Consider the following 19,771-nt stretch of genomic DNA (forward strand, 5'->3'; position numbering starts at 1 on the left):
CCACACTCTTGCGTAAATTGTTGAAAATAAATTTGGATGAGGATGGGGGATTTTCCAGCGCGTTACGTCATACAAGGAAGGGGCAATAGAGCCTTTGTAACGAGAACACATGAGACAATTTTGCTATCTTGCCAGGGTGGCCATCACATGCTTGCTTGCGGTTTGCATCGATGCCATGGCGCAATCGCCAGCCCGGGAATTCAATATCGTTGCAGGCGACATGAAGATTGCGATCGACACTTATGCGACGCAGTCTGGCGTGCAATTGCTTTACCGGGCGGCGGAGGTCGATGGCCTGGTGGGGAAGGCAGTCAAAGGAAAGATGGCGCCGGAGGCGGCTTTGTCCCTGCTGCTCGAGGGCACGCCATTGCGGATCGTGCGCGATGGCGCCAATGCGGTGGTCATTTTTCGTCCAAAAATGCCCGCGCCTGCGCCTGCGCCTGCGCCCGCGCATCGGGCACCCAAGGTGTCGCTCGAACCGCAAGGCGAGCCGGCCACGGTGCTGGTCAGCGGTTTGCGCGGCGGCCAGGAAAGTGCGCGCGACAGGAAGCGCGACAACGATGCGATCGGTGACGGCATCGTCGCTGCCGACGTCGGCAAGTCGCCGGACCAAAGTACTGCGGAAGCCGCCCAGCGTATCCCGGGCGTCCAGGTGCAGCGCTACATGGAGGCGGGGGGCGCCTTTGCGATTCGCGGCCTGAAGCAGGCCAAAGTGTTGCTGAACGGCCTGGAGGTGTATGGCGCCAGGGTACACGCGGGCGAATACAATGGCCGCAACCTCGACCTCGAAGACTTGTCGGCCGAAGTGCTGGCCGGGGTCGACGTCAGCAAGAGTTCATCTGCCGATGAAATCGAAGGTGGCCTGGGTGGCTACGTGAATATCCGTACCCGCCAGCCGTTTGATTTCAAGGGCGCGACGGCGAACTTGACGGTGAAGGCCACCAGCTACCAGATGGCGCCCGGGTTTGGCGGCAAGGCCCGTGCGCAGGCATCGGCGCTGGTCAGTAATCGCTGGAGTACCGGCATCGGCGAACTGGGCGTGTTGATCAACGTTGCGGACAGCGGCGGCGTGTTCGGCCTGACCGAGAATGAAGTGCAGCGTCCCTGGACGATAGCCGATTATGCCGGGTCGGGTAAGACGGTCTCGCTGCCGATCGGCATGTTCACCGGCAACGGCCACCACGGCGAGCGCGAGCGCGACAGCTACGTCGCCGCCTTGCAGTGGCGCCCCAGCGCATCGGTGAGTCTCTTCGCCAACTATTTTGGCATCGACTACCTGCTGGACCAGCGTTTCCAGACGGCGCGCTTTTATGCCGGCATCCCGACCTCGACCTTCACCTTGTGGGGCGACCGCAATGGCGACGGCAGCGACAATCTGCGGAGCGGGACCTTCACCGGCAACTCGATGACCGACGCGTCCGTCATCAGCAAGGAAGGCCGCAAGACCAAGCTCTACGATATTGGCGGAAAATGGCATAGCGGCGGGGGCGCCGGCGGCGCGCTGACCATCAAGGCACGCCTCAGCCACAACCACACGGCAGTGCGCAACACGCTGCTCGAATGGGGCGCGAAAGCCAGCATTCCATTGATGAATGTGACGGTGAACGACGGGGCGGCGTCGCGCGTGGCGGTGTCAGGCGTCGACCTGACCGATGCCGCCAACTACCAACCAGCCTATCTACTCTCCATCGCTGGGGACGGGACGCAGAAAAATACCGCGGCCACGCTCGACGCGAATTACCGCCTCGATCACTCCTCGCTGCGTTCGGTCGACTTCGGGTTGCGCCTGAACGACTATACGCGCCGGGCTTTCGGCTTCGTACACATGTATTGCATAGACGGCTGCAATAGTAGCAAATCCTTGGCGACGGCCGATCCGGCGCTTCTGAATATAGTTCCGGCTGCGCAGTCGCGCGAGGTCGGGGCTTATCCGACGTTCTCGACCGCCGCAGTGCGCCAGCAGGCGGCGTTGCGCGCCATGTACGGTTTGCCGATGGCGGATGCGAACATGCTGGAACACGATCAGCTCAATCAGGAAAAGACCACGGCAGCCTATGTGAAGTTCAACTACACCATGGACCTTGCAGGCAAGGCGGTGAGCGGCAATATCGGCGCGCGCTATGTCGAGACCGCGCTACATGGCGAGTCGTATGGCGCGAACGCGGCTGGCGTGCTGACGCTGCAGACCAGCGATGCGACGCGCCGCGATGTGCTGCCCTCTTTCAATGCCAGCGTTCGTTTGCGGGACGATTTGCTGCTCAGGCTGGCGGCGTCGAAAACCATGGGGCAGGTCAATTTTTCCCAGCTGAGCGCGGCAGTGAGAATCATGAACCCGGTTCAGCATGACGCCCAGGCAGGCAATCCGGATCTGACGCCCTATACGTCAAGGAATTTCGACTGGTCGCTGGAGCACTATTTCGGTGTCACTGGGATAGTGTTTCTGAGCATGTTCTACAAATTGGCCGACGGCTTCATCCAGACAACGACCGAACAGCGCGTGATCAATGGCGAGCAGTACAATGTCGCGACCTACAAGTCGGCGGGCCGCTCCAGGATCAAAGGTTTCGAAATCGGCTATCAGCAATTTTTCAAGCGGCTGCCGGCGCCGTTCAACGGCCTGGGCATGCAGGCGAACTACACCCATGTCGATACCCAAGCCCCGTCGTCCGTTGCCGGCCTTAGCGTGCCGCTGGTAGGCCTGTCCAGAAATAGCTGTAACCTCATCGGGATCTATGAGCGCGGCAGGGGCAAGGCGCGCCTCGCCTACAACTACCGCGGTAGCTTCGTCGCTTCAACCAGTTCGTCCGGCGCGCTGGGCGTGCCGATTTTTGCCAAGTCCCTCGGTACGCTGGACTTCTCGGTCGGTTACGACGTCAGCAAGCAACTGTCGCTGATGCTGGATGCCACCAATCTTGCCGGCGCCCGCATTGAGCAGTACTACGGCAACACCCACAATCAGATGAATTATGTGCCGCTGAATAGGCGTTATGGCGTGCAAGTACGCTATGTCTTCTGAAAACGATATGACCATCTCGACTGCATCATCCTGCGCGACCGATGACTGGACCGACTTGTTCAATCTGACGATACACGCTGTCTACCAATCGGTGCAGGAAGTGGACCCGTGGCGCAGCTACCTCGCGCTCATGGTGAAATACTTTCACATCGCGAACGCGTCCATCGTGGTGCGGCCTTCCACCGCGAACGATCCCGGCTACATGGTGTGCGTGCCGGCCGGGGGCGAAGCGATGGAGCTGGCATACCGCAGCAAGTGGTATCAATTCGATCCTTTCATCGACTTGCCGCCGGAGCGCGTGATGCTGGTTTCGGACCTCATGACGGATGCGCAATGGCAGGGCAGCGAGTTTTTCCGAGACTATATCAGGCACGACCTGCCGGCCGGTGCAGGCCATGTGATGGGAGTCAATATCACGACCCAGGCGGGAACCATTACGCGTTTGCGGCTGCACCGCTTTCAGCATTTGCCGCCCTTTAGCGGCGAGGACAAGCAGCGGCTCGCGATGTTCGTGCCGCATATCAAGCAGGCGATGACGCTGACGGCGCACCTGAACTGCAACGAGTCGCAAAAGCGGATCTACGAAGAAGGGCTGGAGCGGCTCAACATAGGCGTGATCGTGCTGGACGAGACCGCCCAGTTGTTGCAGGCAAATCCGACCGCCCGCCAGATGCTTAATAGCTGCGATGGCCTGAGACTGGTCGATCGGCACCTGGCCGCCAGTACGGCGGCCGAGACGCGCGAATTGCAGCGTTTGCTGGCCAGCGCGCGCGAACATCCCAAGCTGGTCACGGCCATGTGTTTGAGCCGTCCGTCCGGGCGCCGCAAGTTGGCGGCGGTAGTGCGCAGCATCCCGCTGGTGCAGGAATCCGAAGGCCGCGCGCGGCCCGCAGTGGCAATATTCTTGCGCGACCCCGACACCCAGGCTGGGCCCGCGCATGATATTGCGCGCCAACTGTTCGACTTCACGCCCGCAGAGGCCCACTTGGCGCTCGAACTGCTCAACGGTTTGAGCCTGGACGAGGCGGCAGGGAAACTGGGCATCTTGCGCAATACAGCGCGCGCTCATTTGCGCGCAATTTTTTCCAAGACCGGTGTTACCAGGCAGAGCGAGCTGGTTCGGGTGTTGCTCAATGGCGTGCTTGGCCTCTCAACGACAGAGCAATAGACAGCACGTATATTATCGATAACTCTCGACAGGGAAGAGCTTGAGCGCAGCAACCATTTATGACGTCGCGCGCCAGGCCGGTGTATCGGCGATGACGGTATCGCGTGTGATCAACGGCAGCCCCAAGGTCGACCAAACGACGCGCACCCGGGTCAAGGCAGCCATCGTAACGCTGCAGTACCAGGTCAACCTGGCGGCGCGCTCGGCGCGGAAGGGTACCTTGCGCATCGGCCTGTTACTGGGCAGCCCCGGCGCGGCATTCATGTGCGAATTCCTGGTTGGTGCGATGGACCAGTGCAGCCTGCAAGGAGCCCAGCTCATCGTTGAGAAATGCGGTGACCTGGAAAGCCAGCGCGCGGCGCTCGCCAGGCTGATCGCCAACGGCGCGGACTGCATCCTGGTACCGCCGCCGCTGTGCGACCTGGCGGCTTCGCTGAGGCAACTCGACGAGATTGGCGTGCCGGTCGTGGCGGTAGCCAGTGCCCGGCCAGCAGGCAATATTTCTGCGGTTGGCATTGATGACTATCGGGCGGCGACCGCCATGATGCACCATCTGTTTGCGTCGGGACACCGCGACATTGCCTTCATCCAGGGCGACCCAGGCCACGCGCCGGCCCGGTTGCGCTACCAGGCTTACCTCGATGCCTTGGGCGTGGCCGGCATAGCCGTGCGCGCCGAGCGCGTTGCCGAAGGGCTGTCTACTTATCGGTCAGGCTTGGCCGCCGCCCATGCGGTGCTGGGCCGGCCGGACCTGCCTTCTGCAGTCTTCGCCTGCAATGACGACATGGCTGCGGCCGTGATCTCGGTGGCGCACGCCATGCGCTTGCGGGTGCCGCAGGACCTGGCGGTGTGCGGTTTCGACGATACGCCGATCGCGGCCACGGTGTGGCCCGAATTGAGCACGATACAGCAGCCGATCGACCAGATGGCGCGCGTGGCAGTGCGGCTGGCGATCGAGGCGATCGGGGAACCCAGGCGCGCGCGCCACAGCGTGCTGCCCTATACCCTGGTCGTGCGCGCGTCGACCTCCGCGCGCGCGGTCGCCGCGCCCGAGTGCTGCGCAGAACAGGCATAAATTTTCTGATTTCCATAGTCCGAACGGACGATGCGGCATGCTGCGGAAAGCCGGACCATCTGTTCATGATATCGATAACTTGACATGCTATTGAGAGCACGTCTTTTCACGGCAGTTCAATAAAACAAATTGGGGGAGAGCACTATGAAGTGGCACAGATCCGCACATGCGTTGCGGCGCAGTTTCAAGTTTGACCGGTCGAATGCGGGAGGCAAAAAATGAGAATGCATAAACTCGATTTTCCACTCAAGCGCCTTGTCTCCTTGCTCGTTTCGGCCAGCATCGCCGCGACCTTTGCGCCATTCCCGATGGGTGCGGCGCATGCCGCGGACAGCATTCAAACCTTGGCCACCAGCTATCAGCCGACGCTCAGCGAGACTGTCGATGCGAGCGGCTTCAGGCATCCAGGCATCGGCTTCACCAAGGAGATGCTGGAGAATATGAGAGCCCAGGTAAGGGCGCAAAAAGAACCCTGGAATACCTATTTCAACAGCATGCTGCTCTCCGCGGCGGCCTCGAAGACGCCGGCGATCAAGAACGTCAGCTCCGACCCCACGCTGCCGCGCTACTACGGCCTCGCTACGCAAGGGATGAATTCGCTGTTCATTGCGGATGCCAACGTGGTATACACGCAGGCCGTCCTGTATTACGTGACCGGCGACGAGACCTATCGCGCCAACGCCATGCGCATTATCCGGCTGTACGAGAAGATGGACCCGGCCCAATACGTGTATTTCACGGATTCCCACATTCACACCGGCATTCCGCTGCAAAAAATGGTGAGCGGGGCGGAAATCCTGCGCTACACCAGCACGCAGACGCCGGCGCTGGCGTGGACCGACGACGATACCGCCAAGTTCACCAGCAATTTGGTGGTCCCGGTGGTCCAGACCTTCAACAGCTGCAATTGCCGCTTCATGAACCAGCATCTGTACACGACGATTGCCGCGATGACGGGTTCGATCTTTGCCGAAGACCGGGACACGTATAACAAAGCGGTCGAATGGTTTACCGTCAACAAGGACGCGGTGGACCAGGGGCAGAACGGCGCCATCAAGCGCTTGTTCCGCCTGGTGACCAGGAACGACCTGACCGGCGAAGAGGTGACTCCGGCGGTCCAGCACGTCGAAATGGGCCGCGACCAGGCCCACGGCGGTGGCGACATCACCAATGCCGGCATTCTGGCACGGTTGATGATGGCGCAGGGCACCAAGGTCGATCCGGTGGAGGGCACGGTTTCCGCCGCAGAGAATGCGGTCGGCCCCTACGAATTCCTGAATGACCGCATCCTCGACGCCACCGAACAGTTTGGCGCTTACATGACGGGTGTGGATATCCCCTGGGTCCCGACCGCCTCCCATACCGACGAAGCCGGCAATCCGACCATCGTTTATAAGAACGTCTCGTGGGCATATCGCGGCAGGTCCGGATCAAACCAGTCGGAATCGTTCTACTACTACAGATACACCCGCGGCGTCGACATGACGCAACGCGCGCCCAACTTTACCAAGTTCTTCGTAGACCGAGCCGGGTACGGCTGGGACAGCGGGGATGGCGGCGGCGATTTCTGGATCGGCATTCCGAAGGCGGCCGAAGCCGAAGGCGCCACATATCTGGCGAAGCCGACCACCGACCCGTATCGCGAGGTGGAAGACCGCTACAGGTCGCTGGACAGCCGCTCCGTTGTCATGTCGGACGGTTCCGCAACCTTTATCCGGGCCACTGCGGCGCCGGAAGGCACCAAGGTTTCGGTGTATGCCTCTGGCTATGGTGCGACCTACTACGGCATCCGTATCCGCACCAATGGCACGGCCTTGATGGATAACTACGGCAGGAGCATTCCCTTACCCGATACGCATGGCGAGTGGCGCTATGTGATTTTCACGGGCAATGTGGATGATTTCATTCCGCTCACATTCACAGGCAATGGAACCACGGTTGACGTCGATCATGTCAACGTCAAGGCCAGCACCTTGCTGACCCCGCCGGTATTCACGGTCGGGACTTCGGATGAGCTGCGCTACAGCTATGCGGGAACCACGCTGCCGGTCACCCTGGATCTGTCGGCGACCGATCCGGGCGCCGGCGAAGTCGTCACCTACCAGGCCGACAATCTGCCCGCCGGCGCGTCCTTCAGCACGGCCACCGGAGCATTCTCCTGGAACCCGACTCAGGCCGGCACCTATACCTTCTCTGTCGGGGCCTCGGACGGCACCACCGTGACGATGAAGCGCATCACCGTCGTTGTCGACGCAAGCCGGCAGGGTGCGGTCGACAGGGCCATCGCTGCGTACAAAGCGGGTACGCCGTATGTCGAGTCGACGCTGCCGGCCTACAACGCCGCATACGCCGACATGATGAGCGTCATCGGCAGCGCGAGCGACGATGTCTATTACCAGAAGCTGGCGGCGTTGAGGACCGCCGCCGCAGGACTGCAGGAAATCAACCCGCTGCTGAGCGATGGCAGCCTGGACTTCCGCAACATGTTTGTCACATCGACCTTCGGCACCTTGGTTGGCAACCTGGTGGACGATAGCCAGGACACCGGCGGTGGCTGGGGCCCGAACCTGACCCATCAATGGGATTTCGGACCCAGTTTCAAGGTTGCGGCCAATGACTTCAAGACCAGGACGGTCGGGGCCTTTCCTGAACGTACCGGCGGTGCCGCCATCTTCGGGTCCAACGACAACGAGAACTGGACGCGCCTGACCCCGGGGCTGACCACCAGGGTCGACAACATGCAGGACATGCCGGTCTCGGACGAGGTCAAGAATCTGAAATTCCGCTTCTTCAAGATGCAGATGTTGGAGCCATTCGTCCCCGTGTATCAGCCGTTCGCCATTCTTGAGATGACCGAGTTGCGCATTTTCGGTACCCGCTATGCGACGGTCAACAAGCTCACCTCCGTGTCCATGAGTTCGGACCAGGCGCTGAGGAAACGCGTGGTCGCCGGCAATACCGTCAAGTTGACCTTCAATTCGAGCGAGGCGATCAATAACGTCGTGGTCACGGTGCAGGGCCAGCCCGCCACCGTGACCACGACCGACAACCTGAACTGGACCGCCTCCTGGGTGGTCAATGGCAGCGCGCCGGCAGGCGCTGTGAAGTTCCTTGTCAACTACAAGACGGCCGACGGCGTGGATGCCGAACCGACCCTGTTCACCACCGATGCCAGCTCGCTGTTCGTCGCCGACGAGACCGGCCTGATCAGCAACCCGGTCGCGGTCACCACGGTGGCCGACTCGAGCGGCAGGACGCAGGCGGACCTGATCACCGTGGCCGGCTACCTGTTCGACAACAATCTGAACACCGGCACCGATTTTCGTGTCAGCGGCAGCGGCTATGGCGCCTGGGTCTCCTTCGACTTCAAGGGCGGCGGTACGGTGAAGCTGTCCAAGGCGGAAATCATCGCCCGGCAGGATACTTTTTACGGCCGCGTCGGCGGCGCCGTCATCCAGGGGTCGAATGACAATGCGACCTGGGAAACGATTACCAACGCGGCGGTCGGGACGCTGGAATGGCAGACCCTGACCAGCACCAGCAGCACGCCTTACCGCTACGTCCGGGTCTGGAATGGCGGCAACTGGTATGGCAACATGAATGAGCTGAAGCTGTACGGCGTGATCGAATCGAGCAATTTGATGTCGACCGCGTCGATCAGCTCTAGCCAGGCGCTGCGCACCCGCATTGTGCCAGGCAACACCGTGAAGCTGGCCTTCGCGGCCAAGGAAGCGGTCAAGAACGTCACCGCGACCATCCAGGGCGTGCCGGCCACCGTCACCACCACGGACAACGTCAACTTTGTTGCCACCGCCTTGCTGCCGCAAGGAACCGCGCCGGGCCAGGTGAAATTCGAGGTCAAGTACGATACGGCCGCTGGCAAGACCGGCTATCCGCTCAGTGCGGTGAGCGACGGCAGCGTGCTGTATCTGGTCGACGAGGCCGACGTGATCAAGAACGTGACCGGCATCACCACGCTGATCGACACCACCGCAGGCCGGACCGCGGCGCAGACCACGACGATCATGAACTACCTGTTCGATGCCAATGCCGGCACGGGTACCGATATCCGTCTCGGCACCAATGGCGCGGGCGGCTCCATCACGTTCGACTTCAAGGCGGGCAACCAGGCCACGCTGACCGGCGTCGAACTGCTGGCGCGGCAAGACTCGCTGTATACCCGGGCCAAGTACACCATCGTGCAGGGCTCGAACGACAACAGCAACTGGACCACGCTGACCACCGGGGCCGCTGCCACGCCGGAATGGCAAACCTTCCCGGTCACTGGGGGCGTGCCATACCGTTACATCAAAATCTGGAACGCCACCACCTGGTACGGTAACATTAATGAAGTGCGCTTCCACGGCACCGTGCAGGGTGCCGATACCGCCGCGCCGGTCACCACCGACAACGCGCCCAAGGTGCCGGTCAACGTGGATACCACGGTGTCATTCGCCGTTGCCGATTCCAGCTCCGGCGTCGCCGCGACCTACTACAAGGTCAACGGCGGCGCCCAGCAAGCGGGCAACGCGGTGGCGTTGAGCGCCGAGGGTACATACGCGCTGTCGTACTGGAGCGTGGACAAGGCCGGCAATATCGAGCAGCCGCACGGCGCCAACGTCACCATCGACAAGAGCGCGCCGGTGACCACTGTGACCAGCAACCCGGCCGCACCGGCGAACGGCTGGTACAGCTCGGACGTGATACTGAGTTTCGCCGCCGCCGACGCCAACTCCGGCGCCACCACCTACTTCAAGGTGGACGGCGGGGTGCAGCAAGGCGGCGGCTCGGTGGTGCTGAGCGGCAAGGGCACCCACACGGTGGAGTATGCCAGCGTGGACCAGGCCGGCAATGCGGAAGCGGCGCGCACGGTGGCCATCAATATCGGCCCGATCGATCTGAGCGCCAGTGTCAAATTCACGCAGAACGGCGCGACCCTGAACCGCGCCACAGGCAAGTACGTGGGCAGTGTGACGGTGACCAACAACACGGGGTCGACCTTGGCCAGCCCGCTGCAGGTCAAGCTGGGCAGTTTGACCGGTGGCGTGACGCTGGACAACGCCAGTGGCTACACCGGCGGTGAACCCTACGTGACGCTGCCGAGCTCGCTCAGCCCCGGCGCCAGCGTCAACGTGCAGCTAACCTTCAGCAACCCGGCGCGCACAGTCATCGGCTATGCGCCATCCCTCTTCAAGGGCAACTTCTAAGGACGACCTGATATGCAATTCGACATTCAAAACAAGGCCTTGAAACTGCTGCAGCGCATGGGCCTCGCCTTGGCCCTGGCGGCAGGCTGCGGCATCGCATCGGCCAGCGTGATCCACGTTTCCATCGATACGTCCACCTTCGGCGTGGCCAGCGGCTACATCGATATGGAGTTCAGCGCCACAGGCGGGCCGCTGGCGACAGCGGCGGTCAGCAAGCTGGTCGGCTTGGCCGCGACACCGGATATCCAGTGGGGTGTGGAACAAGCCGCTTGGGGCTACACCTTCCGCAACGACACGGTCAATCTGCTGTCGCACGCGGCCAGCTTCGGCGGCATCGTGTCCTTCGACCTGGCGATCACGGGGGATTACGACCCGGCCGGCAGCATCGTGTCGGCCTTCAAGGTGGCGGCCTTCGATGGCGCCAACTACCTGGGCAACTTCGATCCCGCCACCGGGGCGCTGGCGACTTTCCTGTGGACGCCTTCGCCGTCCGTGACCGGTAATGACAGCCTGGCGCTCAACGTGTCGGATTCCAGCGTGGCCGTGGTGCCGGAACCATTCAGCTTGCTGCTTATGGCCGTCGGCTTGGCCGCGATGGTGCTGGCGTTGCGCCAACGCGGCCGCGCTGCGGCTGCCCGAGGTGGCGAGCTGATCGTGTTGGCTGCCTGACTGTCTGAGCGCTGGATACGGGCGCTGCTTTCGGCACCGTCCGGCGTGCCGCTGCCGGATATTGGCGGTGCCCCGGCCTGATCTAATCAAGCATCAGGCCGGGGAGGGCGGTGTTCAAGCGTAACCCACCAATAACATACGACGAGACCATGTACTCTAAATTTCTTTCTGCCATGGCCATGGCGGCCGTTTTGGCCAGCGGCGTTTCCGCGCATGCCGGCGATGCGCGCTTCGGCCACTTCAGCTATCGTGGGAAAAGCCAGGAAAGCGCGCTGCTCAAGCCTACGCGCGGGCAGTTCATCAATCCCGTCATCTCGGGCTACGCGCCGGATCCCAGCATCGAGCGCGTGGGCGACGACTACTTTATGGTGATGTCGAGCTTCGTCCATTTCCCGGGCCTGCCCATCTATCATTCCAGGGATCTGGTGACCTGGCGCCAGATCGGCAACGCCATCGAGCGGCCGAGCCAGGCCGATTTCACCGGCATGAAGGTGTCGGGTGGCATGATGGCGCCAGCTATCTCCTACCACGACGGCCTGTACTACATCGTCTGCACCAACCGCAAGAATTTCGTCATCACCGCGAAAAATCCGGCCGGCCCCTGGTCCGATCCCGTCTACTTCGAGTTCGACGGCATCGATCCTTCGCTGTTCTGGGATGAGGATGGCAAAGCCTACGTCGTCAACAACGGCAATCCCCAGGGGCCGGCCCTGTACGAGGGCCACCGCTCGATCTGGCTGCAGCAGTTCGATCCCAAGACGGCCACCATGACGGGGCCGCGCCGCGAAATCATCAACGGCGGTGCCGATCTGTCGAGCAAGCCGTTCTGGACCGAGGCGCCCCACCTGTACCGGAAGGACGGCTATTACTACCTGATCGCCGCGCAGGGCGGGACCGGCGACCAGCATTCGGAGGTGGTGTTCCGCAGCCGCGCCATCACCGGTCCGTACGAGAACTACGCTGGCAATCCCATCCTCACGCAGCGCGACCTGCCCGAAAACCGCCCGCATGCCATCGGCACGGCCGGCCACGCGGACTTCGTGCAGACGCCGGACGGCAACTGGTGGTCGGTGTTCCTGGCCACGCGCAACTACGGCCCCGACCTCTACAACATCGGCCGCGAAACGTATTTGCTGCCCGTGACCTGGAAGGATGGATGGCCGGTCATCCTGGAGCAAGGCAAGACTGTGCCTTTCGTGCTGGAGCGCCCCAAGCTGCCCGCTTCGCCGCGCCCGTCACAGCCCCTCAGCGGCGACTACGGCTACACGGACGAGTTCAACGGCGGCAAGCTGGGCATGGAATGGATGAGCGTGCGCATTCCGGCCACCGCGCGATACCAACTGGCTGGCGGCGACCTGCTGCTGAAAGCCAGCCGCGAGGCGATCGGCGATATCGGGCAGGTGCCTTCCTTCGTCGGCCGCAAGCAGGCGCACGCCATCGCCACCGTGAGCACGGAACTGCGTTATAAGGCGGAGCGCGCGGGCGATCGCGCGGGGCTGGTCGCCATGCAGAGCGACGACGCGTATCTGTTCCTGGGTGTGCAGTGGCTGGACGGCAAACAGGTGGTGGCGCTAAGCGTGCGCAAGAACGGGCAGGAGCCGCGCCAGGGGCGCGTGGTGGCGAGCGCGCCGCTGGCCCAGTCTGCCGCCGGCAAGCCGGTCTACCTGAAACTGTCCATAGCCGGGGGCTCGCTGAGCGCCTCGTACGCCGTGCGCAGGAACGCATGGCGGGACCTGGCGGTCAGGCAGGACGCGACCTTCCTCAGCACCAAACAGGCCGGCGGCTTCGTCGGCACCGTCATCGGACTGTACAACGAACAGGGCGGGCAGGACGCGGCGCCGGGCTTGCGATAACCAAACTGCCGCCCGCGATGAAAATTCGCGTGGGGGCGGCTGCGATCTTCAAAGCGTGCTGCATGCGTGTTATCGTCACCATGCCATGCGACCGCAGAGTCCATTTGAAATCAACAGCATCAAAATAAATGGCACCAAGAATATGGAAACGCAATGAACTGCACATCAAGAGTCACTGCAATGAAGTGGACATTCAAAAAACTGGCGGGCATCTGCACATTGTGCGCGGCAGGCGGCGCGTTGGCCGGCACCCAGCTCGCCACGGCGCAGCTGCACGCCGATCAACCCGGCCCCCTGATTCCGCGCTACATCTACGGCCAGTTCTCGGAGCACCTGGGGCGCGGCATCTACGACGGCGTGTGGGTCGGCGAGAAGTCGGCCATCCCCAATGTACGCGGCATCCGCAGCGACGTGGTGCAGGCGCTGCGCGAGCTGAAGGTGCCGCTGATACGCTGGCCCGGCGGCTGTTTCGCCGACGACTACAACTGGCGCGACGGCATCGGCCCGCGCGACAAGCGCCCTGGGCGCAAGAACAACTGGTGGACCGGCAAGCCGGAAAGCAATCAGTTCGGCACGCATGAATTCATGGACTTCGCCGACCAGGTTGGCGCTGATGCGTATATCGGCATCAATCTCGGCTCGGCCCCGCCGCGCGAGATGCGCGACTGGATGGAGTACATGACGTCCGACGGCGACAACGCCTTGGCCAACGAACGCCGCAAGAACGGCCGCGCCCAGCCGTTCAAGGTGCCGGTGGTTGGCATTGGCAACGAGAGCTGGGGCTGCGGCGGCAATATGCGCGCCGAGTACTACGCCGACGAATACCGCCGCTTCCAGACCTTCTTCCACAACAATGGCCAGGCGGCGCCGGCCGCCATCCGCGTGGCCTCGGGCGCCAACAAGGACGACTACAACTGGACCGAGGTGGTGATGAAACAGGCCGGTGAGAAGCTGGACGGCCTGTCGCTGCACTACTACACGATGCCGCCCGACGAATGGAAGGACAAGGGCAAGACCACAGGCTTTAGCAAAGAGGAATGGGTCACCATCTTCGCCTCGGCGCTGCGCATCGACGAGATCATCGGCAAGCATTCCGCCATCATGGACAAATACGATCCCAAGAAGCGGGTCGCGCTCTATGTCGACGAATGGGGCACCTGGTACAAGACGGATAGCGGGGAGTTCGACTGGGACCTGTACCAACAAAACACGCTGCGCGACGGCGTGGTGGCCGCGGCCCATTTCAACATCTTCCACCGCCATACCGACCGCGTGAAACAGACCTCCATCGCGCAAACCATGAACGTGCTGCAGGCGATGATACTGACGGATGGACCGAAGATGGTGCTGACGCCGACGTATTACACATTCAAGATGTACGTGCCATTCCAGGACGCGACGGCTTTGCCGCTGGACGTCTCTTCCCCGTCCTACCGCATCGGCGCCACCGCGATTCCGTCCATCAACGCGTCCGCAGCGAAAGGCAAGGATGGCAAGACCTACATCGCTATCGCCAATATGAACCCGGACGATAACGTGGTGCTGTCGGTCGCGCTGGGCTCGCTGGCGGCCAGCAAGGTGAGCGGACAGGTATTGACGGCGCAGAAGATGGACCAGCTCAACGAATTCGGCAAAGCCCCCGTTGTGACCGCGCAGGCCTACAAAGGCGCCACCCTGGCCGGCGGCACGCTGAAGCTGGACTTGCCCGCGAAGTCCGTCGTCGTCGTCAGCCTGGAATAAACCCAACCCCTTCTTTTTACGATTTGAAAGCACCAATGAAACGCAGAGAATTTACCCACGCGCTCGCGGCAGGCATGCTGGCCACCGCCGCGGCCCCGCGCACTTTCGCGGCCGCCGCCGTTGCCGCCAGTGATGGCCGAGACGCCAAGCTGGCCCGTATCGTCCGGAAAATTGCGCCATTGGCGAACGCCGCGCATCCCGGCGAAAATGACATGAAGGCCTATCTCCTGTCCTACTTCAAGGACGAGACGCATTCGATTTACTTCGCCACCTCCACCGATGGCTACACCTTCACCGATGTGAATGGCGGCGCCCCGGTCTTGCTCGGAAAGGACCTCGCGGAGCAGAAAGGCGTGCGCGATCCCCACCTGATGCGCGGCCCGGACAACGCCTTTTACCTTTCCATGACCGACCTGCACATCTATGCGCAAAAGGAAGGCCTGCGCGCCACGGAGTGGGAGCGTCCCCGCGAGCAATACGGCTGGGGGAACAACCGCTCGCTGATCCTGATGAAGTCGTATGACCTGATCAACTGGACCCATGCGCTGGTCCGCGTTCCCGACCTCTTCGCCGCGTACCAGGATATAGGCGCGGCTTGGGCGCCGCAGACGATCTTCGATACCGAGCGGAAGAAACTGATGGTCTACTTCACGGTGCGCCACAAGGGTGGGCACAACCACATGGTCTACGCCTACGCCGACAATGACTTTACAACCTTGGAGACCACGCCCAAACAGCTGTTCACCTATCCGGACAAGGACAAGAGCACCATCGACGGCGACATCACGAAGGTCGGCGACAAGTACCACCTGTTCTATGTGGCCCATGACACCCCGGGCGGCCTGCGCCACGCGGTGTCGGACCGGATCAACCAAGGCTACCAGTACGACCCGAGGAAGGTCGATCCCGAAACCGTGGCGTGTGAAGCGCCCATGCTGTGGCGCCGGATCGGCAGCGACAGGTATATCCTGATGTACGACGTGTTCGGCGCCAATCCCAACAACATGGGTTTCTCTGAGACGACGGACTTCGTCAACTACAAGAACCTGGGCCGCTTCAACGACCCGGGTTCGGCCATGAAGGCGACGAATTTCTCGGGTCCCAAGCATGCGTCGGTCACGCATATTACGGCGGAAGAACTCGCGCGTCTGCAAAGCCACTTCGCACCCAAACGCACTTAGTTTATCCGGGACCAAACCGGAAATTGCGCAGCAATTTCCGGCTTGCTTGAGCCCCGTTTGGCTTGAGCCCCGTTTATTCAGCGCGGCGGCGCGCGACCAGCAGCAGGGGCAGGGCGGCCAGCAGCATCAGCCACAGGGTGGCCGGCTCGGGCACCGCCTGCACGCTGCTGAGCGCACTGGTGTTGTCCAGCAGGTAGACGTCGCCCTGCGGCGTGCCCGGTTGCAGCGACACGGTGCCCAGGTCGCCGTCGGCGCCCAGGTAGCCGGTGTCGCTGAACAGCGCCCAGCCGAAGGTGGTGCCGGCGTCGCCCGCGCCCAGCAAGAAGCTGAGGTCGAAGGAGAACACGCCGCCCAGCGTGATGCCCTGCACCAGCTCGCTGCCGCCGTTGGCGTTGCTGAACACCAGCGGACCGGGCAGCAAACCGGCCACCGTGCCCGTCACTTCCGCTGCGCCGGCCAGCGCGCCGGTCAGATTGCTCACCGTGGCGCTGGCCTCCGCCGCGTTGCCCAGGCCGTTGAAGTGCAAGCCCAGGTAGGCCGGACCGCTGCCCAGCGTGGCGGTGTCGATGCTGACGCTGTAGATCGGGCCGGCCAGTGCCGCTCCCGCGCCGCAGCTCAGGAATACGGCCAGCATCAGCCTGGCCAGGATGTCTTTCAGATTGTTCATGTCGTTGCCCTTAGTATTTAACGCTGATCAGTTTGCGCACATAGTTGATGGCCGCCTTGGCCGGATTGCTGAACGTGGTGGTCACGATCGCGGTCTGGCCCGGCGCCAGCTCGGCCACCGGCAGCGTGACGTAGGGCACGCCGTCCTTGATGCCTGTGGCGTTGTCCAGCGTGACGCCGGCGGTCAGCCCTTGCAGGTGCAGATGCAGCGGCCCGGTGATCGTTTTCTGCGTGATGTTGGTAAACGACACGGAGCCGGTGTACTTCTGCGTGAAGCGGTTCACCGCCAGACCCGTTTGCAGCATCTTGACGCTGGCGCTCACGTCCACCGGCGACAGCAGGTCGTAGCGCACGCCGTGGAAGCGGAACTCGCCGTAAGACGAGATGCCGGGGAAGGCCGGATCGGTCGGCGGGCCGGCGTGGTCCACGCGCGCCATGAAGTAGCGGTAGCGCGTGTCCTCCAGCCCTGGCAGCACCGGGATCACTTCCATCTCGAAGTTGCGGTTGCTCGTGTCCGTGGTCTCGCGGCTGGTCAGCAGCGTCCAGCTGGCCTTGTCGTTGGAGCCGTACACATTGATGCCTTGCGAGCGGTTGGCGAACATGAAGCGGGCCTGGATGCCGAACGCCGCCACGGAAACGCGGTAGTTTTCGCCGAAGTCGATGGTGACCACGTCGCGCAGGTCGCCTGAATAGCTGTTGTAGTCGCCGTCGACCAGCAGGGCCGGACGCCCGGCGCCGAGCACGGTGGTGGTCACCATGTTCTTGCCCCAGTCCAGGCTGCCGTCCGACGCCACGCGCGGATTCAGCAGTTCCAGCTTGGCCGCCACCGCTTTCACGGCGGTCAGCAGCGCGCCGAACTCGGCGTCCGGCACGGTCGCCACGGCCGCCTGCAAGGGCGCCAGTTCGGCCTGGAACGTGGCTAGCGAGGTGGTGGTGTACACGGCGGCCGGGTCGTAGGCGCCCAGCGCCGAGGCGAAGGCGGCGGCGCGGTCGGGCTGCACGCTCAGCTTGGCTGTCATGGTGCTGATCGAGATGCCGTCCGTGGCGCTGACGATGATATCGTGCACGCCGGCCTGGGCCGCCGTCGGCGTCCAGCTGAACGCGCCGGTGGCCGTGTCCAGCGACGCGCCGGCGGGCAGGCTGATCGCCTGGTAGGCCACGGTATCGCCGGCCTGGGCGTCGGTGGCGGCGTAGCTGGCCTGGTAGGGCACGCCCTGCACGATGAGTTCCGTGGCGGGGAAGGCCGGCATGGCGAAGCGCGGCGGCGTCAGCTGGGTCGGCGCGGCCATGTTAATGAAGTCCACGTCCACCGTCGCGCCTTCCGCGCCGGTGAATTTGAAGTAGATGATGTTGTCGCCGAAGGGCCGGCCGGCGGTGGCGGCGAAGGCCGAGTCCGGGACGATGTAGCGCCACTGGCCGCCGGTGTCGGGCACCGTCGTTTCCGACCACGGGGCGGCGCTCGGGCTGGCGCTGGCGGCCAGTTTGCTCACTGCGTTGGTGCGCACCATCATGCCCACGGGCGCGTATTTTGCGCGGTCGGCATAGCGCACGTCGTGGAATACCACGGTGGCGCCGGCCGGCGTGACCTTGGCGTGGCCATAGCTGCGGCCGCCCTCGCTCTCGCTGCTCCAGTCGCCGTCCAGGAAGACCGCCTTGCGCTCGGTCTCCAGCATGCCGGTGTTGACCGGCAGCGGCACGCCTGTCAGCACCGCCGGCAGGGTCAGGAAGGCTTCCGAACCCATGTCCTTGTTGGCCGGCGTGCCCGGGCCCCAGGCGGTGACCGGGCCGTCCGCGTGGGCGGCCGCCGTGCTCAGGTAGGGCGCGACGGCGTCCACGTCCACGCCTTGCTCGTGCTTGTAGACGTTGTAGAGTTCGGGTATGCCGCCCACTTCGTACAGGCGGCCGCGGTAGGCGCCGGAGATGTAGGAGGTGCCGCCGCTGGTGTCGGCCCAGGGCGTGGTATAGCCCAGCATGTACTGGGCGTAGGCGTTGGCGCCCATCAGCACGCGGTTGCCGCCGAACTGGTACACGCTGACCGCGTCGCCGGCGGTGGACGGCATGCCGGTGTAGGGATCGACCTTGGTGCCCTGGGCGGTGACCATGCGCAGCAGGCCGGTCAGGTTGTCGACGTTGTCGCCGCCGTGGGCCTGGTCGCGCGCCATTTCCTGGATCTGGTAGAAGGCCTGGCCGTATTTGTTGAGCGGATTGTCCGCTTCGATCAGCGGGATCAGCGGCAGGATGGCGCCGTTGATGTCCTGCCGGGTCGAGGTCGCGTTCACCGTCATCCATTCAACCGTCTCGTCGTAGCGCGCCCGGTTGTCGGTGAAGATCGCGCCGGCCATGCGTCCGACCAGCGAGTAGACGTGCTGGTTCATGAAGCGCTCCTTGCTGGCGAAGAAGGTGCGCTCCATCGGGTCGATCAGGTTGTCCTTGAGTTTCTGGGTGTCGGTGTCGGTCCACACCAGCGGGTAGGCGGTGTAGGACGGATCGCCCGGCGTGTAGCGCATGATCTCGGCGGCGGCCAGCATGCGGAACAGCGGCACGCCGTTGTGGATGTGCGCGTCCGGGAAGTAGGCGTAGCCGGCCGGATTCATATTGCTCCAGGTGCGCAGGATGCGCATGGCGTTGCGGCGGTACTCGTTCTGGCCCGTCATGTAGTACAGGATGGCCTGCGTCAGCGCACCCTGCGAATCGTTGATCATGCGGGTCTGCGCGGTGCTGCCGTTGTAATTCGGCGTGTTCGGCGTGTCGACCTTGGTGGCGTCGCGGTTGGTCGGCTGCAGGTTGATGTTGGCGTAGCTGCAGCACACGGTCGCCAGGATGTTGTAATACGTCTTGTACGGTTCGACGTCTGCCCGCGTTTGCTGGCGCGCATAGTCGAGCTGGGCCAGCGTGAAGCCCAGGGCGGGGTGCTTGATGCCCGCAGGGCTGACTGCGGCCTGGGCCTGCGGCGTCGCCACGAAGCCGAGCGCCTGTGCGGAACCGCCCGCGAAGGCCAGCAGCGCCGAGGCCACCGCCAGCGCCGCGATGTTCACCTTGCCACGGCCAGGCGCGGCACGCCGCTGTCGATCCGCATTGGATTGCTTGTGCATGATTTGTCCTTATAGTTGTTAGTCCGTTGTCTCCGGCGTATCGAGCACTAGTGTTTCCACCAATGTTGTGTTATCGATACCACGAGCAATGTAACATGTAATTT

General features: G+C 63.1%; 10 protein-coding genes. 8 read left to right on the forward strand and 2 right to left on the reverse strand.

Going from position 1 to position 19,771, the window contains the following annotated elements; translation table 11 throughout:
• Window positions 1-109: 109 nt before the first annotated feature.
• The 8 genes from ACSQ8Y_RS01100 (at window position 110) to ACSQ8Y_RS01135 (ending at window position 15,909) form a co-directional block, all read left to right on the forward strand.
• A complete protein-coding gene (locus ACSQ8Y_RS01100; RefSeq protein WP_436264628.1) occupies window positions 110-3,016 on the forward strand; it encodes a TonB-dependent receptor in 2,907 nt (968 codons plus the stop codon).
• Window positions 3,017-3,023: 7 nt separating this feature from the next.
• On the forward strand, window positions 3,024-4,184 hold the full coding sequence (locus tag ACSQ8Y_RS01105) for a helix-turn-helix transcriptional regulator (RefSeq protein ID WP_436264629.1): 1,161 nt from the start codon (window positions 3,024-3,026) through the stop codon (window positions 4,182-4,184).
• Between the two features lie 40 nt (window positions 4,185-4,224).
• On the forward strand, window positions 4,225-5,259 hold the full coding sequence (locus tag ACSQ8Y_RS01110) for a LacI family DNA-binding transcriptional regulator (protein WP_436264630.1): 1,035 nt from the start codon (window positions 4,225-4,227) through the stop codon (window positions 5,257-5,259).
• 218 nt (window positions 5,260-5,477) lie between these two features.
• A complete protein-coding gene (locus ACSQ8Y_RS01115; RefSeq protein WP_436264631.1) occupies window positions 5,478-10,466 on the forward strand; it encodes an OmpL47-type beta-barrel domain-containing protein in 4,989 nt (1,662 codons plus the stop codon).
• A 12-nt stretch (window positions 10,467-10,478) separates the two neighbouring features.
• Window positions 10,479-11,135 (forward strand): NF038129 family PEP-CTERM protein, encoded by a 657-nt coding sequence (locus ACSQ8Y_RS01120; RefSeq protein WP_436264632.1) that lies wholly within the window; start codon window positions 10,479-10,481, stop codon window positions 11,133-11,135.
• A 149-nt stretch (window positions 11,136-11,284) separates the two neighbouring features.
• Entirely contained in the window at window positions 11,285-12,988 is a 1,704-nt protein-coding gene (locus ACSQ8Y_RS01125) for a glycoside hydrolase family 43 protein (protein ID WP_436264633.1), read from the forward strand.
• 180 nt (window positions 12,989-13,168) lie between these two features.
• Window positions 13,169-14,728 carry an alpha-N-arabinofuranosidase gene (locus ACSQ8Y_RS01130; protein WP_436264634.1) on the forward strand — a complete coding sequence of 520 codons (1,560 nt, stop codon included), beginning with the start codon at window positions 13,169-13,171 and terminating at the stop codon, window positions 14,726-14,728.
• A 35-nt stretch (window positions 14,729-14,763) separates the two neighbouring features.
• Window positions 14,764-15,909 carry a glycoside hydrolase family 43 protein gene (locus tag ACSQ8Y_RS01135; protein WP_436264635.1) on the forward strand — a complete coding sequence of 382 codons (1,146 nt, stop codon included), beginning with the start codon at window positions 14,764-14,766 and terminating at the stop codon, window positions 15,907-15,909.
• Between the two features lie 73 nt (window positions 15,910-15,982).
• On the opposite strand, the gene ACSQ8Y_RS01140 is transcribed toward ACSQ8Y_RS01135, so the two are convergent.
• Entirely contained in the window at window positions 15,983-16,576 is a 594-nt protein-coding gene (locus tag ACSQ8Y_RS01140; protein WP_436264636.1) for an NF038129 family PEP-CTERM protein, read from the reverse strand.
• Between the two features lie 10 nt (window positions 16,577-16,586).
• The gene (locus tag ACSQ8Y_RS01145; protein WP_436264637.1) at window positions 16,587-19,667 is read right to left on the reverse strand and encodes a putative Ig domain-containing protein; all 3,081 of its coding nucleotides are present in this window, start codon (window positions 19,665-19,667) and stop codon (window positions 16,587-16,589) included.
• Window positions 19,668-19,771 lie beyond the last annotated feature (104 nt).

The sequence above is a fragment of the Pseudoduganella sp. LjRoot289 genome (assembly GCF_964252925.1).
In the GTDB taxonomy this organism is placed as follows: domain Bacteria; phylum Pseudomonadota; class Gammaproteobacteria; order Burkholderiales; family Burkholderiaceae_D; genus Rugamonas.